The 20977-nt window shown below is 72.6% G+C and carries 22 protein-coding genes and 1 pseudogene; 17 read left to right on the forward strand and 6 right to left on the reverse strand.

The genetic code is table 11. The features are described from left to right. The first annotated feature begins 54 nt into the window (after positions 1-54). The 6 genes and pseudogenes from ACGWYJ_RS26890 to ACGWYJ_RS26915 form a co-directional block, all read left to right on the forward strand. On the forward strand, positions 55-258 hold the full coding sequence (locus ACGWYJ_RS26890) for a helix-turn-helix domain-containing protein (RefSeq protein ID WP_197009276.1): 204 nt from the start codon (positions 55-57) through the stop codon (positions 256-258). A 381-nt stretch (positions 259-639) separates the two neighbouring features. Continuing rightward, positions 640-738, forward strand: a complete 99-nt coding sequence (locus ACGWYJ_RS26895; protein ID WP_018654693.1) for a 30S ribosomal protein bS22 — start codon at positions 640-642, stop codon at positions 736-738. 47 nt (positions 739-785) lie between these two features. Further along, on the forward strand, positions 786-1802 hold the full coding sequence (locus tag ACGWYJ_RS26900) for an NAD-dependent epimerase/dehydratase family protein (RefSeq protein WP_395109107.1): 1017 nt from the start codon (positions 786-788) through the stop codon (positions 1800-1802). A gap of 12 nt (positions 1803-1814) precedes the next feature. Then, positions 1815-2804 (forward strand): lysophospholipid acyltransferase family protein, encoded by a 990-nt coding sequence (locus tag ACGWYJ_RS26905; protein WP_395109108.1) that lies wholly within the window; start codon positions 1815-1817, stop codon positions 2802-2804. A 101-nt stretch (positions 2805-2905) separates the two neighbouring features. After that, positions 2906-3094, forward strand: a complete 189-nt coding sequence (locus ACGWYJ_RS26910; RefSeq protein ID WP_395109109.1) for a hypothetical protein — start codon at positions 2906-2908, stop codon at positions 3092-3094. Next, positions 3054-3143: pseudogene (locus tag ACGWYJ_RS26915) on the forward strand (SRPBCC domain-containing protein); the annotation flags it as partial. The gene ACGWYJ_RS26910 and the pseudogene ACGWYJ_RS26915, both read left to right, overlap by 41 nt. Before the next feature lie 192 nt (positions 3144-3335). Here the strand turns inward: ACGWYJ_RS26915 and ACGWYJ_RS26920 are convergent. Next, positions 3336-3617: a DUF6295 family protein gene (locus tag ACGWYJ_RS26920; protein ID WP_395109110.1), complete on the reverse strand. Its 282-nt coding sequence runs from the start codon at positions 3615-3617 to the stop codon at positions 3336-3338. A gap of 10 nt (positions 3618-3627) precedes the next feature. Continuing rightward, entirely contained in the window at positions 3628-4374 is a 747-nt protein-coding gene (locus tag ACGWYJ_RS26925) for a dienelactone hydrolase family protein (RefSeq protein WP_395109111.1), read from the reverse strand. A 378-nt stretch (positions 4375-4752) separates the two neighbouring features. Here ACGWYJ_RS26925 and ACGWYJ_RS26930 point away from each other — a divergent pair, with 378 nt between their 5' ends. Beyond that, positions 4753-6066 carry an alpha/beta fold hydrolase gene (locus ACGWYJ_RS26930; protein ID WP_395109112.1) on the forward strand — a complete coding sequence of 438 codons (1314 nt, stop codon included), beginning with the start codon at positions 4753-4755 and terminating at the stop codon, positions 6064-6066. A gap of 49 nt (positions 6067-6115) precedes the next feature. Here the strand turns inward: ACGWYJ_RS26930 and ACGWYJ_RS26935 are convergent, their stop codons facing one another. The 3 genes from ACGWYJ_RS26935 to ACGWYJ_RS26945 all read right to left on the reverse strand — a co-directional run bounded on the left by ACGWYJ_RS26935 (position 6116) and on the right by ACGWYJ_RS26945 (position 7968). Then, on the reverse strand, positions 6116-6988 hold the full coding sequence (locus tag ACGWYJ_RS26935; RefSeq protein ID WP_395109113.1) for an HAD family hydrolase: 873 nt from the start codon (positions 6986-6988) through the stop codon (positions 6116-6118). A 10-nt stretch (positions 6989-6998) separates the two neighbouring features. Next, positions 6999-7202 (reverse strand): hypothetical protein, encoded by a 204-nt coding sequence (locus ACGWYJ_RS26940; protein WP_395109114.1) that lies wholly within the window; start codon positions 7200-7202, stop codon positions 6999-7001. 91 nt (positions 7203-7293) lie between these two features. Continuing rightward, positions 7294-7968: a sigma-70 family RNA polymerase sigma factor gene (locus ACGWYJ_RS26945; RefSeq protein ID WP_395109115.1), complete on the reverse strand. Its 675-nt coding sequence runs from the start codon at positions 7966-7968 to the stop codon at positions 7294-7296. Positions 7969-8158: 190 nt separating this feature from the next. Here ACGWYJ_RS26945 and ACGWYJ_RS26950 point away from each other — a divergent pair, with 190 nt between their 5' ends. The 8 genes from ACGWYJ_RS26950 (at position 8159) to ACGWYJ_RS26985 (ending at position 16578) form a co-directional block, all read left to right on the forward strand. Next, positions 8159-9466 carry an antibiotic biosynthesis monooxygenase gene (locus tag ACGWYJ_RS26950; protein ID WP_395109116.1) on the forward strand — a complete coding sequence of 436 codons (1308 nt, stop codon included), beginning with the start codon at positions 8159-8161 and terminating at the stop codon, positions 9464-9466. Continuing rightward, positions 9463-9741 carry a glutaredoxin family protein gene (locus ACGWYJ_RS26955; protein WP_395109117.1) on the forward strand — a complete coding sequence of 93 codons (279 nt, stop codon included), beginning with the start codon at positions 9463-9465 and terminating at the stop codon, positions 9739-9741. Before ACGWYJ_RS26950 ends, ACGWYJ_RS26955 begins: the two co-directional genes overlap by 4 nt. 298 nt (positions 9742-10039) lie before the next feature. Beyond that, on the forward strand, positions 10040-10777 hold the full coding sequence (locus tag ACGWYJ_RS26960; protein WP_395109118.1) for a redox-sensing transcriptional repressor Rex: 738 nt from the start codon (positions 10040-10042) through the stop codon (positions 10775-10777). A 22-nt stretch (positions 10778-10799) separates the two neighbouring features. Then, complete coding sequence (locus ACGWYJ_RS26965) at positions 10800-12167, forward strand: glutamyl-tRNA reductase (protein ID WP_395109120.1); 1368 nt, start codon at positions 10800-10802, stop codon at positions 12165-12167. Positions 12168-12199: 32 nt separating this feature from the next. Next, positions 12200-13120: a hydroxymethylbilane synthase gene (gene hemC, locus ACGWYJ_RS26970; RefSeq protein ID WP_395109152.1), complete on the forward strand. Its 921-nt coding sequence runs from the start codon at positions 12200-12202 to the stop codon at positions 13118-13120. Then, a complete protein-coding gene (locus tag ACGWYJ_RS26975; RefSeq protein WP_395109121.1) occupies positions 13117-14736 on the forward strand; it encodes a uroporphyrinogen-III synthase in 1620 nt (539 codons plus the stop codon). The genes hemC and ACGWYJ_RS26975 overlap by 4 nt, the downstream gene beginning before the upstream one ends. 48 nt (positions 14737-14784) lie before the next feature. Beyond that, the gene (gene hemB / locus ACGWYJ_RS26980) at positions 14785-15771 is read left to right on the forward strand and encodes a porphobilinogen synthase (protein ID WP_395109122.1); all 987 of its coding nucleotides are present in this window, start codon (positions 14785-14787) and stop codon (positions 15769-15771) included. 147 nt (positions 15772-15918) lie between these two features. Next, complete coding sequence (locus ACGWYJ_RS26985) at positions 15919-16578, forward strand: bifunctional DNA primase/polymerase (RefSeq protein ID WP_395109123.1); 660 nt, start codon at positions 15919-15921, stop codon at positions 16576-16578. Between the two features lie 15 nt (positions 16579-16593). Here ACGWYJ_RS26985 and ACGWYJ_RS26990 read toward each other — a convergent pair whose 3' ends face one another. Further along, on the reverse strand, positions 16594-18450 hold the full coding sequence (locus tag ACGWYJ_RS26990; RefSeq protein WP_395109124.1) for a serine/threonine-protein kinase: 1857 nt from the start codon (positions 18448-18450) through the stop codon (positions 16594-16596). A gap of 184 nt (positions 18451-18634) precedes the next feature. Between ACGWYJ_RS26990 and hemL the strand changes: the two genes are divergently transcribed. Together hemL and ACGWYJ_RS27000 are read left to right on the forward strand one after the other, a co-directional pair. Next, positions 18635-19945, forward strand: a complete 1311-nt coding sequence (gene hemL / locus ACGWYJ_RS26995) for a glutamate-1-semialdehyde 2,1-aminomutase (RefSeq protein WP_395109125.1) — start codon at positions 18635-18637, stop codon at positions 19943-19945. A gap of 65 nt (positions 19946-20010) precedes the next feature. Next, positions 20011-20940, forward strand: coding sequence for a LysR substrate-binding domain-containing protein (locus ACGWYJ_RS27000; protein ID WP_395109126.1), 930 nt, complete (start codon positions 20011-20013; stop codon positions 20938-20940). The last annotated feature ends 37 nt before the right edge of the window (positions 20941-20977 follow it).

Here is a 20977-nt window from a genome sequence, read left to right on the forward strand (position 1 = left end):
TGATCAAAGTCACCCAAAGGGCCGGTGCGCGGCACGTGTGGAAGAGGGCGTCCGATGAGCTCAGGCGAGCGACCTCTGAGCGAGGTCAGGTTCCTGACCGTGGCCGAAGTGGCCTCGGTGATGCGGGTGTCCAAGATGACCGTCTACCGTCTCGTCCACTCGGGCGAGCTTCCCGCCATCCGCGTGGGGCGCTCGTTCCGGGTTCCCGAGCAGGCCGTCCACGACTATCTGCGCGAAGCCTTCATCGAAGCCGGATAGCGGGGTAAGGCGAGGCCATGACCCATGACCTCGCCGGCAGCCAGGAACCGAGGGACGACGACCGGTCGGCGGCCATCAGGCAGCCGGGTCCGGTGTCCGGGGAGCCGGGGCATCGCCGATGCCGTAGGCGACCTGGGCACCGGAAAGGGGGCCTGCGCGCCGCAGGCCGGACCCGGACGGTCCAGGTGCGGACGGACCTGTGCCGGTGCTTCAGCCCGAGCGGACCTCGGGCGTCGTCGCGATCGCGCTCCCCGATAGGTGAGGAGCGCTGCTCGCGCGTGCAAACTTGGGCGGTACGCTTGGGCCTCGGCCCGTGCGTAGTGGTGCGTGACCCCTCGCCGGGCGAATCCCGTCGTCACCCGATTCACCTAGCGAGGTCTAGTGGGCTCTGTCATCAAGAAGCGCCGCAAGCGGATGGCCAAGAAGAAGCACCGCAAGCTTCTGAAGAAGACGCGCATCCAGCGCCGCAACAAGAAGTAAACGTCCTGGCCACTCACCCGTAAGGGGTGGAGCGCACAGTGTCGTCCATGCCCTCGACCGCGGCCCGTGTCGTGCTCGTCACGGGCGTGTCCCGGCTCATCGGGGCCCGGGTCGCGACCGCCCTCCAGGCGGACCCGGGCATCGAGCGCGTCATCGGCGTGGACACCGTCCCGCCCACGGCGCCGCTCGGACGCACCGAGTTCGTGCGCGTGGACATCCGCAGGCCGAGCATCGCCAAGGTGATCGCTTCGGCCCGGGTGGACACCGTGATCCACCTGAACCTGGTGACCTCGCCCTCCGCGCCGCGGTCCAAGGTGAAGGAAGTCAACGTCATCGGGACCATGCAGCTACTGGCGGCCTGCCAGCGCTCCCCGGACGTGCGCAAGCTCGTCGTGCGGTCCTCGGCCGCCGTGTACGGGTCGTCCCCCATGGACCCGGCGGTGTTCACGGAGGAGGACGAGCCGGTGGAGCCGCCCACGTCCGGGTACGCCAAGGACGCGGTCGAGGTCGAGGGGTACGTGCGCGGGTTGCAGCGGCGTCGTTCCGACCTGGTGGTCTCGGTGCTGCGCTTCGCGAACCTGCTCGGCCCCGGTGTGGACTCGCCGCTGACGCGCTACCTGCGCATGCCCGTCGTCCCGACCGTGCTGGGCTTCGATCCCCGGCTGCAGTTCCTGCACGAGGACGACGGGACCGAGGTGCTGCGCAGGATGACGGTGGAGGACCACCCCGGCTGCTACAACGTCGCCGGCGACGGCGTGATGCTGCTGTCGCAGGTGCTGCGGCGGGCCGGGCGGTCGCAGCTGCCGCTGCCGTCCCGGTCCATGTCGGTGGTCGGGGACCTGGGGCGCCGCTTCGCCGGGATGTCGGGCTTCTCTCCCGAGCTGCTGCGCTGGCTGACCTACGGCCGGGTGGTGGACACCGGGCGGCTGGTGTCGGAACTGTCCTGGCGTCCCAAGTACGGAACCGAGGCGGCCCTGGCCGACTTCGTCTCGTCCCAGGGACTCGGCCCCGGGAGGCCGCTCCAGCTCATCGACCGGCTCACCGACGCACTGCACCGCGGCTGACGGAGGCACCTGATGAACGCCCACAACGAAGATCGCTTCGACGCGGGCGCCAAGGTGATCCCGCTCAAGCGAGAGCGCGACGAGAAGGCGCGCGATGAGAAGACGTGCCACGAGAAGGCGCGCGACGAGCGGGAGCGCGACCAACGGGAGCCGGGGCGCTCGCCGCTGGAACCCCTGGAACGCGGGCTCGCCTCGGGCCTGGCCTTTCTGCGCCGCCGGCTGGCGGGCGAGTACGAGGTGGACGAGTTCGGCTTCGACCCCGAGTTCAACCGCACGTTCCTGCTCCCGGCGGCCCGCGCGCTGTACGAGCGCTGGTTCCGCGTGGAGCTGTCCGGCCTGGAGAACCTGCCCGCGGAGGGCGGGGCGCTGATCGTCGCCAACCACTCCGGGACGGTCCCCATGGACGGGATCATGCTGTCGGTCGCCGTCCACGACCATCTGCACCGCGACCTGCGGCTGCTCGGCGCCGACCTGATCTACCAGGTGCCGCTGCTCGGCCACCTGTCCCGCAAGGCCGGGCACACCCTGGCCTGCCAGGCGGACGCGAGGCGCCTGCTGAGCAAGGGCGAGCTGGTGGGGGTCTTCCCGGAGGGCTTCAAGGGCGTGGGGAAGCCGTTCAGCGAGCGCTACCGCCTTCAGCGCTTCGGCCGTGGCGGCTTCGTCGGGACGGCGCTGCGCGCGGACGTCCCCATCATCCCGTGCGCGATCGTCGGAGCCGAGGAGATCTATCCCAAGATCGCCGACCTGCGCCCGCTGGCCCGGCTGCTCGGCCTGCCCTACTTCCCGATCACGCCGACGTTCCCGCTGCTCGGCCCGGCCGGGCTGATCCCGCTGCCGTCGAAGTGGATGATCCGGTTCGGTGAGCCGATGCCGCTGGAGGACCACGACGCGAGCGCCGCCGACGACCCGATGACGGTCTTCGAGATCACCGACCATGTGCGCGAGGTCGTCCAGCAGATGCTCTACGACACGCTGCTGCGCCGGGGCCCCGCCTTCTTCTGACCCTCTGTACGGCTCGGGCACTCGCCGGGCGCGGTCCCTCGGACGGTTGACAGGGGCGTCGTCGCGATCTCGCGGCGCCGACGACGCTCACGCTGCCCGCCGTGCTCAAGCACGTCCGCGTGCTCGAAGAGACGGGCCTGGTGACGACCGTCAAACGCGGCCGGGTGCGCGAGTGCCGGCTGCGGGACGACGCCCTCGTCGCCGACCGCCACTTCGCTCCTGTCGTTCGACCTCGACCGCACCTAGCCCGTGCCGCCCGAGCGCGTCTGGTCCGCCTGGACATACGCTGATCTGCTGCGGCGCTGGGCCTGCCCCGACACCGACTGGCTCGTGGGGGCCTGTGAGGTCGGCGCCCGCGAGGGCGGCGGCTACCGGCTGCGGTTCGGCCCGCCCGGCCGGCGACGCCTACAGCGAGACGGCCACCTTCACGGTCTTCGAGCCTGTGGAACGGCTCGTGCTCGACGTGCTGACCGAGGGGGAGGGCATGTCCGAGCGCGCCGTAGCGGGCGGCCTCGGCACGCGGCGCACCGGTCAGGCGGACGTCCCGGTGGCGGAGGCGAGGCCGGGGGGCGCCGCCGCGAGGGCCTGCTGGATCGCCTCTATCAGGGCCAGCGCGGATTCCTCGGTGAGCTCGACCGCGGTCCGTGCCGACGGGCCCTCGGACGGGTTGGTGAAGTCGATGTTCACCGTGTGCTCGTGGCAGGCGTGGAAGGGATGGTCGACATAGACCGCCCCGGCCGTCACCGTGAACCAGCCCGCCGCCCCCTTGGCGGCGCCGTCGAGCTCCACTCGCTGGGTCTGGTAAGTGCACATGGCGCCCTCCTCAGGCGGCGGTCAGGTGCCGGCCGAAGAAGTCGAAGATCTTCTTCCAGCCGTCCACGGCGGCCTTGGGCCGGTACGACGGCCGGTCGGTGGCGAAGAACGCGTGCCCGGCGTCCGGGTAGCTGTGGAACTCGTGCTCCTTGCCCAGCCGGTTCAGCTCGGCGTCCAGTGCCGCGACCTCGTCCGGCGACGGGAACCGGTCCTCGTCCCCGAACAGGCCGAGCACCGGGCACGACAGGTCCGGCATCTTCGGCACCAGCGAGAGCCCCTTGACCGGCGAGTCCGGCGGTGACTCGTTGTAGACGAAGGCGCCGTAGCAGTCCACGGCGGCGTCGATCCGCAGCGAGCACGCGATCAGGAAGCTCTGCCGCCCGCCCGAGCAGTACCCGATCGTGCCGATCCTCCCGTTGGCGTGGTCGAGCGAGTTGAGGTACTCGGCGGCGCCGGCCACGTCCGCGACCACCTGCTCGTCCGGGACCCCGCCCCTCGCGCGGACCGCGGCGGCCTGGTCGTCCGGGCTCACGTCGGCGCCCTCGCGCGAGTACAGGTTCGGGCAGACCGCCGCGTACCCGTGCGCGGCGAACCTGCGGGTGATCTCCTTGGTCGCGGCGTCGTACCCGGGCAGGTGGTGGATCACCACGACCCCGCCGCGCGGAGCGTCGCCGAGGGGCCGCGCCAGGTACGCCTCCAGCTCGGCGCCGCCGCCCCCGGTGATGCCGACCGTCCCGGCCCACATCGCATCGTTCATCTGCGCACCTCCGTCTCGGTGTGCCGATCATGCCAGCCCACCGAAGCCTCGTGGAGGCCCCGCCCTGACCACGGCGACCGTTATGTCGCCGTGAAGCGGCTGGTCCTGGGGCTGCTAACCTCCATGGCCGGGACAGCCTTGCTGGTGATGGTGCCCACTCCCCGCCGCCGTGATGGCCGGTCGTGCCCGGCATTGGGCCGGCCTCACCGTGAACACCGGCATGGTCCTGATGCTCGACCGTGTCCCACGGGGGAGTCCGGGACGGTCGGCGCGCCATGGAACCTGGCCCATGCCCTCACCGCGGCCTCGGTCCCGCGCGCCCTGACCTTCTCGCCGCCGTTCGGTCTCCGGCGGGACACGCAGGAAAGGGAAGGACACATGAGGAAGATCATCGTCTCGGAGTTCATGACCCTGGACGGCGTCATGGAGGGGCCCGGCGATTGGGGCTGGGCGTTCCGGTTCGACCGCGGCGACGAGGGCCACGCGGTCAAGTCCGAGGAGGTCACGTCGGCGGGCGCGCTGCTGCTGGGCCGCACGACCTACGAGGGCTTCGCCGACGCCTGGCCGTCGCGGACCGGGGAGTTCGCCGACGCGATGAACGCGATGCCCAAGTACGTCGTGTCCGGCACGCTGAAGGACCCGAAGTGGAACAACACGACCGTGATCTCGCTGGACGACGTGGCCGAGCTGAAGCGGCGGCCCGGCGGGGACATCCTGGTCAACGGCAGCGCCAGGCTGGTGCGGGCGCTGGCCCGGCGTGGCCTGGTGGACGAGTACCGGCTGATGGTCTACCCGATCCTGCTCGGGAGGGGGCGGCGGCTGTTCGAGGAGGGCGCCCCGGAGACGGCGCTGCGGCTGGTGGAGGCCCGGCCGGTCGGTGACGACGGGGTCATGGTGCTCACCTACCGCCCCCGTTACCACACGGTGACGTCGGCGGACGGCACGTCCATCGCCTACGAGCGCATCGGCGCGGGACCCGCGGTCATCGTCGTCCAGGGCGCGTTCTCCACCCGCCAGGACCCCATCATGACCGGCATCGTCGAAGCGCTCGCCACCGACCACACCGTCTACAACTACGACCGGCGCGGCCGTGGCGACAGCGGCGACACCGCGCCCTACGCCGTCCAGCGGGAGATCGAGGACCTGGCGGCCCTGGTGGAGGCCGCCGGCGGCGAGGCGATGGTGTTCGGCGGCTCCTCCGGCGGCGCGCTGGCGCTGGAGGCGGCGGCCGCGGGCGTCCCGATCACCAAGCTGGCCGTGTTCGAGCCCCCGTACGTCACCGACCCCGGCCGCTCGCTCCCTTCCGCCGAGGAACTGGGCGCGCTGGTCGAGCAGGGACGGCGCGGCGACGCGGTGGAGCTGTTCCTCACCAAGGGCGCCGAGATGCCGCCGGAGGCGGTGGCGGGCATGAAGGGCCAGCCGTTCTGGCCACAGATGGAGGCCGTCGCGCACACCCTCGCCTATGAGGCCGCCGTGGTAGGCGGCGGCCCGGTTCCGGAGCGGCTGTCCACGGTGGCCGTCCCGACGCTGGTGCTGGCGGGCTCGGCCAGCACCGAGCGGATGCGCACCGCCGCCCAGGCGGTCGCCGACCGGCTTCCCGACGCCCGCCTCCAATGGTTGGAAGGCCAGGCGCACGGCCAGGCCGACCCGGCCTCCATGGGGAAGGCGGCGAGCGAGTACTTCTCCGGGTGAGGAGTGAACGTGTGGCGCACCTCCTGTCGGGGGGTGCGCCGCTGTCGTCCTAGGTGCGGTAGTGCTTGCGGAGCGCCACGCCCGCGGCGACGCCGCCCGCCAGGGCGCCGGCGCCGGCGGCGACGGGAAGCGCCACCATGGTGACCTTGCGCCCGGTGCGGAAGTCGTGGATGGGCCAGCCGTGCTCCTTGGCGTGGTCGCGCAGGGCCGAGTCCGGATTGACGGCGTGGGGGTGGCCGACGGCGGTCAGCATCGGCAGGTCGTTGGCCGAGTCGCTGTACGCCGAGCAGCGGCTCAGATCCAGGCCCTCGCGCTGTGCCAGCGCCCGTACCGCCTCGGCCTTGGCGGGGCCGTGCAGCAGGTTGCCGACCAGGCGTCCGGTGTAGACGCCGTCGCGGGCCTCGGCGACCGTGCCGAGGGCGCCGGTGAGGCCGAGACGGCGGGCGATGGTGCGGGCGACCTCCACCGGGGTGGCGGTGACCAGCCACACCTGCTGGCCCGCCTCCAGGTGCTGGAGCGCGAGCGACCGGGTGCCGTGCCAGATCCGGTCGGCCATCACGTCGTCGTAGATCTCCTCGCTCAGCCGGACGAGGTCGTCCACCCGCTGCCCGGCGACGAACGCGAGCGCGGCCTCGCGGGCGCTGTGGATGTGCTCGGCGTTCTCTTCGCCGCGCACCCGGAACGCGGCCTGGCCCCAGGCGAACATGGCCAGGTCGCGCATGGTGAACAGCTTGCGGGCGGCGAGGCCGCGGGCGAAGTAGTAGATCGAGGCGCCGCGCATCATCGTGTTGTCCACGTCGAAGAACGCGGCGGCCGTGGGGTCGGGCTCCGGCATCGGGACGGGTTCCGCCGCCGCCGCGGCGGCGGCCTCACCCGCGCTCTTGTGATCCTCGTCCTTGTCCCGCTGCCAGAAACGCCGCATGCCCCGCAGCCTAGTCGGCGGGTGACCAGTCGACCGGGTCGGCGGTTCCCCGCGCCCGTCCCGGCTCGTGCGCCCCCACCCGGTTCGCCACGGCCGCCGCCAGCAGCCGTTCGCGCAGATCGGCGCGGAAGCCGGGATCGGGCCCGGCGCCGCGCACCCGGAGCCGCTCCAGCGTGCTCACGCCCCCGGCGACCTTGCTCCGCTTCATCCTCATGGCAGCCCCCCACTAGGAATGCGGTTGCCCCCCAAAACGACGGTGGGCACGCGGGGTTACGGCCGAAGCCGTGTCGGATTTCTTGAGATTCTCACACACTCATGAGGTCGGGTGGCAACATCCGGCCAAGCGAGCGCACCGCCCGGTACTGCAGCGCCTTGATGGCACCCGCCTTCTTGCCCATGATCAGCGCGGTCTCGGCGACCGACAGGCCGTGCAGGAACCGCAGGACCACGCACTCCTGCTGCTCGGACCCCAGGCGCCGGACGGCCTCCAGCAGGGCGCGGTGGGTCATCGCGTCGAGCACCACCCGCTCGGGCCCCTCCTCCGCCCGGCCGCCCTCCAGCAGCTCGTCCGTGCAGATCTCCAGCCGGTACCGGCCGGACTTGAAGTGGTCGGCGACCAGGTTGCGGGCGATCGTCACCAGCCACGCGCCGAAGTCCTTGCCCTGCCAGCTGAACGAGGGCATGCGGCGCAGCGCGCGCAGGAACGTCTCACTGGTCAGGTCCTCGGTGAGCGGATGGGAGCCGACGCGGTAGTAGACGTACCGGTAGACGAGGTCCACGTAGTGGTCGTAGAGGCCGCCGAACGCCTCGGCGTCGCCGTCACGGGCGCGCAGCACCAGTTCCCTCAGCGCGTCCTCGTGCGCGTCGGCGCGGCGGCGCCCGAGGCCCAGGCCCAGGTTCCTGGGGAGCGCGCGTTGCAAGGGCTGCGGAAGCGCCGGGGAGGGCACCGCCACTTGGGCGTCGAGGGCCAGGCTGCTCATGCAGTCCTCCTCGGAACGGCGCGACCTCCGGCGTGCGTTGCCACTGTAAATACTCGCGGGTACGCCGGGCAATGGTCGCTTTCCCAGCGCGGGGCCGCGGGCGATCGGGAAGCCCCCGGCGAACGCGGCTCGCGCACGCGTGAACACGGTTACCGGGATGGGCGGTGGATCGGGCACCATGGGGGGCGCCATGGTCTCAGCTCTTCTCGCGCTGATCGCGACCCTCGGCTGCGTGGCGGCCACCGGGTTGCTGCTGAAGCGCGCTTCCAAGGAGCGGCTGCTCTACCTGATCGCGTGGTCGGTGACCCAGGTGGGCCTGTCGCTGGCGCTGATCTCGATGGCGCTGGGCTTCCTTCTCGGCTTCAATGGCCTGTTCTTCCGGGTCATGGAGATGGGCGCGGCGCTGCTCGGGCCGATGTGGCTGGCGCTCGGCATGATCGAGCTGATCGCCCGCCCCGTCCAGGTGCGGTTCGGCGCCTGGCTCTACGCCGTCTCCTACAGTGTGGTGGCGGTGGTGATCCTCCTGGTGGACCCGACCAGGGGCACGTTCACCAAGTCGCTGCCCAAGCCGGGCAAGACCTATGACGCGCTGCCGCTGCTGCTGATCGACGGCGCCCATGTGGTCGCCGTGATCGCGCTGGTGGCCTGCCTGGCGGTGACCGCGCTGCTGGCGGGACGGCGCGACCGGGAGGCCGGCGAGCTGCTGATCCCGATCGCGCTGGTGGCGCTGGCCGGGGTGCTGGTGGTGAGCGGCACCCGCGGGTTCCTGCCGGGCCCGCTCGCGGTGATCGCGCTGGGCGGCGCCGCCGGGCTGGTCTGGTACGGGGCGATGCGCACGATCCCGGTGTACGACGAGGACGCCGGTTACGACGAGGATCGCTACGACGACGGCCGCTATGGCGACGCGCCCGCGACGGGGTACGAGGAGCAGCCCTACGCCGACCAGGGCCGGCAGTCCTACGCGGCGCCACCGCCGGCCCAGGGGAGGAGAAGGAGCAGGCGAGGGGAGCTGCGTTTCCCCGATCCGGACGAGGAGCCGCTGCCGCCCCTCGCCGAGCCCGCGGCGGCGACCGTCAACGACGACCTCAGGGCCATGATCCCCGAGCCTTCGCCGCCGGGCGCCGTGCCCGGCGTGCCGGGCGTTCCGGGAGGGGCCGACCTGTCCTCCGCGTGCGGCCAGATCACCGTCTACACCCTGCTGGACGGGCGCGAGGAGGCGTTCGACCGGCAGGCCGAGGAGCTGGTGCAGGCCGCCCGCACCAGCGAGCCGGACACGCTGATCTTCACCTGCCACGAGGTGGTGAACGCGCCCACCCAGCGGATCTTCTACCAGCTGTTCCGCGACCAGGCCGCGTTCGCCGCGCACCAGCGCCAGCCGTACCTGCGCCGGTTCCTGGCCGAGTCGCGGACGCACGTGCTGGCCACCAACGTCATCGAGCTCAAGCTGGGATCGGCCAAGCTGCCCCCGGCGGTCAACCCCGTGAGCCCGGGACGATGAGCCGGACGCTGAGCCCGGACGAGGTGCTGATCACCCTGTACGGCAAGCCGGGCTGCCACCTGTGCGAGGACGCCCGCGCGGTGATCGAGCGGGTCACGGCGGACCTGGGTGTGCGCTGGGAGGAGCGGGACATCACCCGGTCCGAGGAGGACACCCGGCGCTACTGGGAGCAGATCCCCGTCACGCTGATCAACGGGGTGCAGCACGACTTCTGGCGGGTGGACGAGTCCAGGCTGCGGGCGGCGATCGGGGAATTGCTCGGCCGCGTCCGGTAATTCCGCGGGTATTCGCCATGTCTTGTCCGTCACATCGGCGCGCCCGCCGAGCCGCTCTCCATGCCTTGTCAAACGCCACGAAGCCCCAGGTCAGCGGGGTTTCGTCCGATCGGGCCCGAGCGGCGCCCAATCCGTTCATGGGGGGCCGACTTTGTGCGTCTATTCACAAAGGCTAATCTGAGAGGCAGCCCTGGAGGCCACGACCGAGGCCGGACGACCCCGATCGCGCGCGACCGGGGCGAGGGGTTCCCGGGCCCCGCCCCGAAGTGCCCAGCGTCGAGCCCCCGAAGAGCAGGCCGTGACACCTCGACAGAACCGCAACCGCGATCGCGCCGACCGTGGCATCCCCGAGGCCACCGTCGCGCGGCTGCCGGTCTACCTGCGCGCCCTGCACAGCCTGCAGGAGCGTGGGGTGGCCACCGTCTCCTCCGAGGAACTGGCGTCGGCCGCCGGGGTCAACTCCGCCAAGCTCCGCAAGGACCTGTCCCATCTCGGCTCGTACGGCACCCGCGGGGTCGGCTACGAGGTCGAGTACCTCGTGTACCAGATATCCCGTGAGCTGGGACTCACCCAAGATTGGGTAGTCGCCATCATCGGGGTAGGTAACCTGGGCCGGGCACTGGCAGGCTATGGGGGGTTCGCCTCCCGCGGCTTCCGCGTGGCGGGCCTGCTGGACGCCGACGACGCGATCGTCGGCCAGGAGATCTCCGGGATGACGGTGGAGCACATCGACCGGCTGGAGGACCTGATCGCCGAGCGGGGCGTGTCGATCGCCGTGATCGCCACGCCCGCCGCGGCGGCGCAGGGGGTCTGTGACCGGGTGGTCGCGGCGGGGGTCACCAGCGTGCTCAACTTCGCGCCGGTGGTCCTGTCGGTGCCCGACGGCGTGGACGTGCGCAAGGTCGATCTGTCCATCGAGCTGCAGATCCTGGCGTTCCACGAGCAGCGCAAGGCCGGTGGACCCGGCGACTACGACCCGCGGTCCGGGGAAGGCCCGCCGGGGACGACGCAGTACGTGGAGGCTGTGCAGAGGTGAGTGGCGGCGGCGGGAGCGGATCATGAGCGTGTTGGTCGTGGGACTGAGCCATCGCAGCGCCCCGGTGGCGATGCTGGAGCGCGCGGCGGTCACCGGGGACGACCTGGTCAAGCTGCTGCACGAGGTGCACGACGGGGTCCATGTGGGCGAGGCCGCGATCGTCTCGACCTGCAACCGGGTCGAGGTGTACGCGGTCGTCGACAAGTTCCACGGCGGTGTGTCGGCCATCTCCGACCTGCTGTCGCGGCATTCGGGCATCCCGCTCGACGACCTCGCCCGCCATCTCTACGTCCACTACGAGGACCGCGCCGTCCAGCACGCGTTCTCGGTGGCGTGCGGGCTGGAGTCGATGGTCGTCGGGGAGGGGCAGATCCTCGGGCAGCTCCGGCAGGCGTTCCGGCTGGCGCAGGAGCGCGGCACGCTCGGCCGCGAGCTGCACGACGTCCTGCAGCACGCCCTGCGGGTCGGCAAGCGCGCCCACCACGAGACCGGCATCGACAAGGCGGGGGCCTCGCTGGTCTCCGTCGGCCTGGACGTGGCCGCCGCGCATCTGGGGCCGCTCGACCGGGTCCGCGCGCTGGTCGTCGGGGCCGGGTCGATGAGCGGGCTGGCCGTGGCGACGTTGTCCCGGGCCGGTGCCCGCGAGATCGTCGTGGCCAACCGCACCTATGACCGCGCCGTCCGGCTGGCCGAGTCGGCGTCCGTGCCCGCCCGCGCCGTGGAGCTGTGGACGGTGGACGCCGAGCTGGCCGACGCCGACCTGATCGTCTCCTGCACCGGGGCGAGCGGGCTCGTGCTGACCGCCGAGCAGCTCGCGGCCCGGGGCGTGGGCGAGGACGGGCGGCGCCGCTTCTTCCTCGACCTCGCGCTGCCGCACGACATCGACCCGACCGTCCGCACCCTTCCCGGTGTCGAGCTGGCGGGCCTGGACGACCTGCGCACCGCGCAGGAGGCGGCGGACGCGATCGGGCCGGAGGCGGTCGAGGCCGTCCGCCGGATCGTCATGGACGAGGTGGCGGCGTTCCTGGACGCGGCCCGCGCCGCGTCGGTCGCCCCGACCGTGGTGGCGCTGCGCAGCAAGGCCGCCGAGGTCGTGGACGCCGAGCTGGCCCGGTTGAGCGGGCGGCTGCCGGAGCTGGACGAGCGGGCGCGCAAGGAGATCGCCCAGACCGTGCGGCGCGTCGTCGACAAGCTGCTGCACGCGCCGACCGTCCGGGTCAAGGAGCTGGCCTCCGCCCCGGGCGGCGACACCTACGCCGAGGCCCTCCGCGAGCTCTTCGACCTCGACCCGAAGGCCCCCGAGGCCGTCCAGCGCGCCGACATCCACAGCGAAGCCGCCGGGCCGTCGTCCCGGAAGGGGACGGCCGACGTGAACAGGGAGGCGCGGTGACCGCGCTCAAGCTGGGGACGCGCAAGAGCCTCATGGCGACCACGCAGTCGCAGGGCGTCGCCGACGCCCTGACCCGCCTCACCGGACGGGCCGTCGAGCTGGTCGGGATCACGACCGAGGGCGACGTCTCCAAGGCGCACCTCGCCCAGATGGGCGGCACCGGCGTGTTCGTCAGCGCGCTGCGCGACCGTCTGCTCTCCGGCGACATCGACTTCGCGGTCCATTCGCTCAAGGACCTCCCCACCGGACCGGCCGAGGGCATCACGCTGGTCGCGACGCCGCGCCGCGACGACCCGCGCGACGCGCTGTGCTCCGCGCCCTTGCCGTCGCCCCACAACCCCCCGGGCGGTCTCCCGAAGCTGGCCGACCTGCCGCGCGCCGCCCGGGTCGGCACCGGCTCGCCGCGCCGCGTGGCGCAGCTGAAGGCGTTGCGCTCCGATTTGGAGGTGGTGCCGATCCGCGGCAACGCCGACACCCGGCTGCGCAAGGTCAGCAGTGGTGAGCTCGACGCGGTGGTGCTCGCGTACGCGGGCCTGTGCCGGATCGGCCGGATGGACGACGTCGCCGAGATCTTCGAGCCCGACCAGATGCTGCCCGCGCCCGGCCAGGGATCGCTGGCCCTGGAGTGCCGCAGCGACCGGGCCGACCTCCGCGAGCTGCTGGCCACGGTGGACGACCCCGCCACCAGGGCGGCCGTCACCGCGGAGCGCACCGTACTCGCCGTGCTGGAGGCGGGCTGCTCGGCGCCCGTGGGCGCCTACGCCGCCGTCCAGGACCACGGCCGGGAAGAACAGCAGCTGCACCTGACGGCCGCCGTCGTCGCTCACGACGGCGCCCGGCAGATCAGGCTGTCCGCAAGCGGCCACCCCGGCGACGCGGAGCGGATCGGGCGGGGGCTCGCCGCCGACCTGCTCGCCCTGGGTGCCGATCAGTTGATGGGGGAGCGAGATTGAGCCCCGCTAAGCAGAGCTCCGCTAAGCACGCCGCGCCCAAGCCGCTGCCGGCCAAGCCGGTGTCACGGGAGTTCCCGGGCGTCGCGCTGGTCGGCATGGGCCCGGGGGACCCCGGGCTGCTGACGTTGCGCGCCGCCGAGGCGCTGCGGAAGGCCGACCTGGTCATCGTCGAGCGGGCCGGGTGCCCGCAGGAGATCCTGGCGCACTGCCGCGAGGACGCGGAGATCGTCGACACCGCCGAGGGCGGGCACCTCGAACGCGCCGTGCGGGCGGCGAAGGCCGGCCGGTACGTCGTCCGGCTGTTCCGCGGCGACCCCGGGCTGGCCTGCGACCTCGCGGGCGAGGGCGGTGAGCTGGAGAAGGCCGGCGTCCCGTTCCAGGTGATCCCGGGCGTGTCCGCGGTGACCGGGGTGCCCGGGTACGCGGGCATCCCGCTGACCGACGCCGACCACCGCGAGGTCCGGATCGTGGACGCCGGGGAGGGCGGCGTCGACTGGGACCGGTTCTCCTCGCCGGACGCCACCCTGGTCGTCCTGGGCGCGGAGAACAGCGTCGCCGAGGTCGCCAAGGGCCTGATCGCGGCGGGCCGTCCCGACACCACGCCCGCCGCGATGACCACCCTGGGCACCACCACCGAGCAGGAGACGGTGGTCTCCACGCTGCATCGGCTCGCCGCGGACACCAAGGGCATGGAGGCCCCGGCGCTGATCATCGTCGGGGACGTGGTGACCTGGCGGGACCGGCTGGCCTGGTTCGAGACCAAGCCGCTGTTCGGCTGGCGGGTGCTGGTGCCGCGCACCAAGGAGCAGGCCGCGTCGCTGTCGGAGCAGCTGCGCGAGTACGGCGCCGTGCCCGAGGAGGTCCCTACCATCTCGGTGGAGCCGCCGCGCACCCCGCAGCAGATGGAACGTGCCGTGAAGGGCCTGGTCACCGGACGGTACGAGTGGGTGGTCTTCACCTCCACCAACGCCGTGCGGGCGGTCCGGGAGAAGTTCTCCGACTACGGCCTGGACGCCCGCGCGTTCGCCGGGCTCAAGGTCGCGGCCGTGGGCGAGCAGACGTCCCGGGCGCTGGTGGAGTTCGGCGTGCAGCCCGACCTGGTGCCGACCGGGCAGCAGTCCAGTGAGGGCCTGCTGGAGGTCTGGCCGCCCTACGACGAGGACCTGGACCCGATCAACCGGATCCTGCTGCCGCGCGCCGACATCGCCACCGACACCCTCATCGCCGGGCTGACCGACCTCGGCTGGGAGTGCGAGGACGTGACCGCGTACCGGACGGTGCGGGCCGCGCCGCCGCCCGCGCCGATCCGCGAGGCGATCAAGGGCGGCGGGTTCGACGCGGTGCTGTTCACCTCGTCCTCCACGGTCAAGAACCTGATCGGGATCGCCGGCAAGCCGCACAACGTCACGGTGATCGCCTGCATCGGCCCGCAGACCGCGAAGACGGCCGAGGAATACGGGCTGCGGGTCGATGTGCTGTCGGAGAAACCGTCGGTGTCGGCGCTCGCCGAGGCGCTGGCGGAGTACGGTGCCAGGCGGAGGGCCACGCAGATCGAGAACGGCGACCCGCTGCGCAAGCCGAGCCAGATGCGCCGGGGCGCCCGCCGCCGCAGGTGATCCGCCCTGGCGGGTGAGCCACGGCGGCCCAGCAACGAGAGAGGACGCATGACTGCCCGGTTTCCCGTGGCGCGGCCCCGCCGGCTGCGCCGCACACCCGCGCTGCGGCGCCTGGTCGCCGAGACCCGGCTCGCTCCCGCCGACCTGATCCTCCCGATGTTCGTCAAGGAGGGCGTCGCCGAGCCCCAGCCGATCGCGTCCATGCCCGGCGTGTACCAGCACACCCGGGAGAGCCTGCGCAAGGCGGCGCACGACGCGGCCGAGGCGGGCGTCGGTGGGATCATCCTGTTCGGCATCCCCGCGGCCAAGGACGGCGTCGGCTCGGCGGCCGACGACCCGGCCGGGATCGTCCAGGCGGCGGTCCGCGACCTGGTGTCCGACCTGGGCGACAGCACCGTGATCATGACGGATCTGTGCCTGGACGAGTTCACCGACCACGGGCACTGCGGGATCCTCACCCCGTCCGGCGAGATCGACAACGACGCGACGCTGGAGCGGTACGCCTCGATCGCGGTCGCGCAGGCCGAGGCGGGCGTGGCCGTGGTCGCGCCGAGCGGGATGATGGACGGCCAGGTCGGCGCGATCCGCACCGCGCTGGACGAGGCCGGCCACCCGGACGTGGCGATCATGGCGTACTCCGCCAAGTACGCCTCCGCCTTCTACGGCCCGTTCCGGGACGCGGCCGAGTGCGCGCCCCGGTTCGGCGACCGCTCGTCCCACCAGCAGGACCCGGCCAACGCGGACGAGGCGCTGCGCGAGGTGCTGCTCGACCTCGACGAGGGCGCGGACGTGGTCATGGTCAAGCCCGCCGGGCCCTACCTGGACGTCGTGCGGAGGGTCCGTGACACCGTCCAGGTGCCGGTGGCGGCGTACCAGGTCAGCGGCGAGTACTCGATGATCGAAGCGGCGGCGGCCAACGGCTGGCTGGACCGGGAGCGGACGGTCATGGAGTCGCTGACCGCGATCCGGCGGGCGGGCGCCGACATCATCTTGACGTACTACGCGGCCGAGGTGGCGCGCGTCCTGCGGGGCTGAGGCCCGGACGGCCCGCGGTCCGGTGTGATCGGTTGCCGGTGATCACCCCGGTCTAGTCACTTAGGACCGTTTCCTCGGGGTCGCCGTGTCCCACCTCGCGGCCCAGCGGCATCATCGATACCAAGGAACCACGCATGAGGGGGCGCGATGCTGGTGGTCTCGGGGGGTAGACGGCAGCGGACGGGACGTGGCCGGATGGCGGCCGCGGCGCGCGCGTACGCCGAGCTGGGCTGGCCCGTGATCCCCGGAGCGCATCCGCCCGCGGCGGGCGACCGCACGTGTTCCTGTGACCGGCTCGGCTGTCCCGACCCGGCCGCGCACCCGCTGTCGGGCGCGTGGGCGCTGGAGGCCACCGTCGACACGGCCACGCTGGACCGCTGGTGGAGCAAACGTCCCGACGCCAACATCGTCCTGCCGACCGGCCGGGTCTTCGACGTGTTCGACGTCCCCGCGCCGGCCGGGGAGCTCGCGCTGGAGCGGATCGGCCGTGAGGGCCTGCCGGTCGGGCCGGTCGCGTCCGTGGCCGGTGAGCGCTCCCTGTTCTTCGTCGCGACCAGGGGCGCGCCCGTGGACGAGGACGAATGGTGGTCGTGCCATCTGGACTGCTCGCCGGAGACGATCGCCGACACCCCGGGCATGCGGTGGCACTGCCGCGACAGCTACGTGCTCGCCCCGCCGTCCGCCCTTCCCTATGGCCGCCAGGTCACCTGGCTGCGCGAGCCCGGGGGCGGGCCGCTGCCCGACCCGCTGCGGCTCCTCGAAGTGCTGTCCGACAGCTGCGAGGCCGCCGAGCACACCGCCCACTGAGGTCCCCGCACGGCGTCACTGACCGGCGATACGGGGAGCGGCGATGACCTTCGCACGGCCCCACTTCGCGTAGTTGGCCGAGATCGTCTGCGTCCGGGTCTTCTCCGTACCGGCGGCCCTGAACCACAGCTGCGCCGGGCGTCCGGCGCGGTCCAGCCTGAGGGCGAACGAGACCTGCTGCGCCCCTGAGACGCTGACCAGTTGCGTGTAGAGCGGGCCGATCTCGGGGAGCCGGGTGAGCCGGTCCATCGGGGCCGTGCCCTTGTAGATCTGCCCTTCCCGCTTGAACGTCGTGCTGGAGTTCAGCAGGGCGACGATGTTGCTCACCGCGCTGGCCGACCGGGCCTGCGCGGCCAGGGCCGGGTAACCCGAGGACTGGCCGCCGGCCGGGATCGTACGCCAGGTCCTGCCGACCATGATGTACGAGACGTCGCCCACCAGGACGGCGCGGGTGGCGCGCCGCGTCTCACCCGTTCCCGCGACGTTCATGCTGTAGGACGGGGACGAGCCGTTCACCAGGTTGAACGTCCCCTTGGCCGCGGCCTTGCCGCCGCAGCACCCGGCGCGCTTGTAGGTGAACGAGGCGCCGGACGCCTGCGAGGTCGCCTGCTGGACGCGGGTCGCCAGCGCCGCCGCGGCCGGGTCGGCGGGGCCGGGCGGCGCCGCGGGCCGCGTGCTCTCGCTGGTCGCCGGGCCGGTCGGGCCGACGGAATCGTTGTCGTCGCCGCCCAGGAACAGCGCCGCGCCGACCGTGCTGCCGGCGATCACCACGACCGCGAGCGCGGCGGCGATGACCCAGGGACGGCCGCGCTGTCCCCCGCCCTCGGGGGCGCTGGGAGGCGGGAACGTGGAGAGGTCCGGGCGCGCCGACGTCGTCTTCGGGGCGGTGGCGGTCGTCCCCGGAGGGTCGGGCCATGCCGATGGGACGGCCGCGGGCTGTGCCATGCGGGCGGCGGGCGCCTTGGGCGCCTTCGCGGGCTTCGGCTTGGGCGCCTTCGGTGCCTTCCCCGGCGCGGGCTCGGGCTGCCTGGCGGCCTGCTCGGCCAGCTCGGTGAGGCGGCTGCGTCCCTGGGCGAGCCACGCGGGCCCGTAGGCGTCGACCGCCGCGTCCTCCACCGCGCCCAGGAAATCGGCGGCCGACTCGGGACGCGAGTTCGGGTCCTTGGCCAGGCCCAGGGCGATCAGCTCGCGCAGCGGCCCGGGGACCATCTCCACCGGGATCGCGGCCTCGCGGTGCTGCTTGGCGATCGCCGCCTGGGTGCGCCCGCCGTAGGGCGGATGCCCGGTCAGGCACTCGAAGAAGACGGCGCTGACCGCGTACAGGTCGGACGCGACCGAGGCGGGCCCGCCGTCCCACAGCTCGGGCGCGGCGTACGCGGGGATGGTCTGCGCCTCGGTGCCGGAGCGGGCCAGGGCGAAGTCGGTCAGCCGGCAGTTGCCCTCGCCGTCGATCAGGATTTCCGCCGGGCGCAGCGTGCCGTGCGCGATCGCCTTGGCGTGCGCGGCGGCCAGCCCGAGCAGCGAGCCGCTGACCATGGCCAGCGCCGCCAGCGGCCCGGTGGGGCCCTGGGAGGCCAGCAGCCGGCGCAGCCCCAGGCCCTCCACCCGTTCCATCACGATCGCGGTTCCCTCGGGGGATTCCACGAATTCATAGAAGTCCACGACGTTCGGGTCCTCAAGCTGCGACAGGCGGCGCGCCACCGCGCGAAAGCGCGAGAGGAACGCCTCGTCACCGTCCAGCCGCCGGTCGAGATACTTGATCGCGACCTTGGTCTGGGTGACCTCGTCGAGGGCGAGCATGACCCGGCCGGTGACACCCGCGCCCAGCTCCTGGACGTGGGAGAAGCCAGGGACCATCCAGCCGTCAGCCACGTGCGAGCCATCCCTTTCGAATACGGCCGGTTCCGGGTGCGCTAGAGGCTCCCGTTATGCCTTGTGACCGGTTGCCTTGAGACTGAGCTGTGGGCGCAATGGTATCTGTGTATCCGGTGGAATATCGGCCGCTTAGCGTACAGGTCACGAGCAGATGCCGAACTGCAACTGAGAGACTGGGCCGGTGACCGAATTCGAAGTCTCCCAGCAAGTCTCCCAGCGGCTGTTCGACAGGGCGACCCGGGTGGTGCCCGGCGGGGTCAACTCCCCGGTGCGGGCCTTCCGCGCGGTGGGCGGCACGCCGCCGTTCATGACGGGCGGGCGAGGGCCCTACCTCACCGACGCCGACGGCAACGAGTACGTCGACCTCGTCTGCTCGTGGGGGCCGCTGATCCTCGGGCACGCCCACCCGGCCGTGGTCGAGGCGGTGCGGGCGGCGGCCGGGCGCGGCACGTCCTACGGGGCGCCCACGCCGGGCGAGGTGGAGCTGGCCGAGGAGATCACCTCCCGCGCGCCGGTGGACATGGTGCGGCTGGTCAACTCCGGCACCGAGGCGACCATGTCGGCGATCCGGCTGGCGCGCGGCTTCACCGGCCGGACGAAGGTCGTGAAGTTCGCGGGGTGCTACCACGGCCATGTGGACGCGCTGCTCGCCGCCGCCGGGTCGGGCGTGGCCACGCTGGCGCTCCCGGACACCCCCGGCGTCACCGGCGCCACCACCGCCGACACCCTCGTCCTGCCGTACAACGACGTGGCCGCGATCGAGACGGCCTTCGACGAGCACGGCACCGACATCGCCTGCGTGATCACCGAGGCGGTGCCGTGCAACATGGGCGTGGTGCCGCCGCTGCCCGACTTCAACCGGCTGCTGAAGGCGTTGTGCGAGCGGTACGGCGCGCTGCTGGTGGTGGACGAGGTGCTCACCGGGTTCCGGGCGTCGCCGTCCGGCTGGTACGGGATCGAGGGCGTGGCCGGTGACCTGATGACCTTCGGCAAGGTGATGGGCGGCGGGCTGCCCGCGGCGGCCTTCGGCGGCCGTGCGGAGATCATGGAGCGGCTCGCGCCGGCCGGTCCCGTCTACCAGGCGGGCACGCTGTCGGGGAACCCGCTGGCCACCGCCGCCGGGCTGGCGACGCTGCGCAACGCCACGCCCGAGGTGTACGAGGCGATCGACCGTTCGGCCGCGCTCGTGGCGAACGCCGCGTCGGAGGCCCTGGAGAAGGAGGGCGTCCCGCACCGGGTGCAGGCGGCGGGCAACCTGTTCTCGGTGTTCTTCACGGGGGAGGCGGTCGGGGACTTCGCCGCCGCGCAGCGCCAGGACGGCGCGGCCTACGCCGCCTTCTTCCACGCCGCCCTCGAACGCGGCGTGTACCTGCCGCCTTCGGCGTACGAGGTGTGGTTCCTGTCGGCGGCGCACGACGAGACGGCCTTGGAGCGGGTCGTCGACGCGCTCCCGCACGCCGCTCGCGCCGCCGCGGCGGTCCGGTCCGGCTGAGGCACGCCCGGCGATCATTTAGGGCGATCTGGCATCAGTCCTGATCTCCTTTTAGTATCGCTTACATGCTGGATCTGGAACGGCTGCGGGCCCTGCACTCCGTGGCGGCCTACGGCTCGGTCAGCGCCGCCGCCGACGTCCTCCACGTCACCACGTCGGCGGTATCGCAGCAGTTGGCCAAGCTGGAACGCGAGACCGGGCAGAAGCTGCTGGAGCGCAACGGGCGCGGCGTCCGCCTCACCGACGCGGCGCTGCTGCTCGTCGAGCACGCCGACCGCATCCTGTCGCTGGTCGAGCAGGCCCAGGCCGATCTGGAGGCCCAGCGCGGCGCCGTGGTGGGCCGGCTCACGCTGGCCGCGTTCCCCACCGCCATCCGCGGGCTGATGCCGGCCGCGCTGGGGCGCCTGCGCGCCGACCACCCCGGGCTCTCGGTGCTGCTCCGCGAGGACGACCCGTTGCGGAGCATGCCGCTGGTGGCGCGCGGCGACCTCGACATGGCCATCACCCAGGACTGGAACAACGAGCCGATGGCGATACAGGAGGGCCTGCAGAAGGGCGTGATCTGCGACGACGTCGTCGATGTCGCGCTGCCCGCCGGCCACCCCCTGGCCGGTCGGGACGAGATCGAGCTCAAGGAACTGGCCGGCGACCCGTGGATCAGCTCGTCCTCGGACAGCATCTGCTGCGACTGGCTGATGCGCACCCTGCGCGCGATCGACTCCGAACCCCGCATCGACCACATGGCCTACGAGTTCGCCACCCAGCTCTCCCTGGTCGCCGCCGGGCTCGGCAACGCCGTCCTGCCGCGGATGGGCCGCTGCGACATCCCGGACGGCGTGGCGGTCGTCCCGTTGTCCTCCCCGCTGATCCGCCGGGTGTACGCGGTGTGGCGGGAGGAGGCCGCCCGCCGTCCCGCCATCCGCGCCGTCCTGGACGCCATCCGCGCCTCCGTCCCGCCCGAGCTCACCCCCGTGGAGGCCGCCGCGGCGCGCTGACCCGCCGGGTGGAGGTCGCCGGTCGGGAGGCGGGCGG

Origin of the sequence: Actinomadura sp. SCN-SB (genome assembly GCF_043906805.1) — a bacterium.
GTDB lineage: Bacteria > Actinomycetota > Actinomycetes > Streptosporangiales > Streptosporangiaceae > Spirillospora.

Coding starts and splice junctions, on each gene's coding strand:
- ACGWYJ_RS26890 (WP_197009276.1), top strand. CDS start 55: ATGAGCTCAGGCGAGCGACCTCTGAGCGAGGTCAGGTTCCTGACCGTG.
- ACGWYJ_RS26900 (WP_395109107.1), top strand. CDS start 786: ATGCCCTCGACCGCGGCCCGTGTCGTGCTCGTCACGGGCGTGTCCCGG.
- ACGWYJ_RS26905 (WP_395109108.1), top strand. CDS start 1,815: ATGAACGCCCACAACGAAGATCGCTTCGACGCGGGCGCCAAGGTGATC.
- ACGWYJ_RS26920 (WP_395109110.1), bottom strand. CDS start 3,617: ATGTGCACTTACCAGACCCAGCGAGTGGAGCTCGACGGCGCCGCCAAG.
- ACGWYJ_RS26925 (WP_395109111.1), bottom strand. CDS start 4,374: ATGAACGATGCGATGTGGGCCGGGACGGTCGGCATCACCGGGGGCGGC.
- ACGWYJ_RS26930 (WP_395109112.1), top strand. CDS start 4,753: ATGAGGAAGATCATCGTCTCGGAGTTCATGACCCTGGACGGCGTCATG.
- ACGWYJ_RS26935 (WP_395109113.1), bottom strand. CDS start 6,988: ATGCGGCGTTTCTGGCAGCGGGACAAGGACGAGGATCACAAGAGCGCG.
- ACGWYJ_RS26940 (WP_395109114.1), bottom strand. CDS start 7,202: ATGAGGATGAAGCGGAGCAAGGTCGCCGGGGGCGTGAGCACGCTGGAG.
- ACGWYJ_RS26945 (WP_395109115.1), bottom strand. CDS start 7,968: ATGAGCAGCCTGGCCCTCGACGCCCAAGTGGCGGTGCCCTCCCCGGCG.
- ACGWYJ_RS26950 (WP_395109116.1), top strand. CDS start 8,159: ATGGTCTCAGCTCTTCTCGCGCTGATCGCGACCCTCGGCTGCGTGGCG.
- ACGWYJ_RS26955 (WP_395109117.1), top strand. CDS start 9,463: ATGAGCCGGACGCTGAGCCCGGACGAGGTGCTGATCACCCTGTACGGC.
- ACGWYJ_RS26965 (WP_395109120.1), top strand. CDS start 10,800: ATGAGCGTGTTGGTCGTGGGACTGAGCCATCGCAGCGCCCCGGTGGCG.
- hemC (WP_395109152.1), top strand. CDS start 12,200: ATGGCGACCACGCAGTCGCAGGGCGTCGCCGACGCCCTGACCCGCCTC.
- hemB (WP_395109122.1), top strand. CDS start 14,785: ATGACTGCCCGGTTTCCCGTGGCGCGGCCCCGCCGGCTGCGCCGCACA.
- ACGWYJ_RS26985 (WP_395109123.1), top strand. CDS start 15,919: ATGCTGGTGGTCTCGGGGGGTAGACGGCAGCGGACGGGACGTGGCCGG.
- ACGWYJ_RS27000 (WP_395109126.1), top strand. CDS start 20,011: ATGCTGGATCTGGAACGGCTGCGGGCCCTGCACTCCGTGGCGGCCTAC.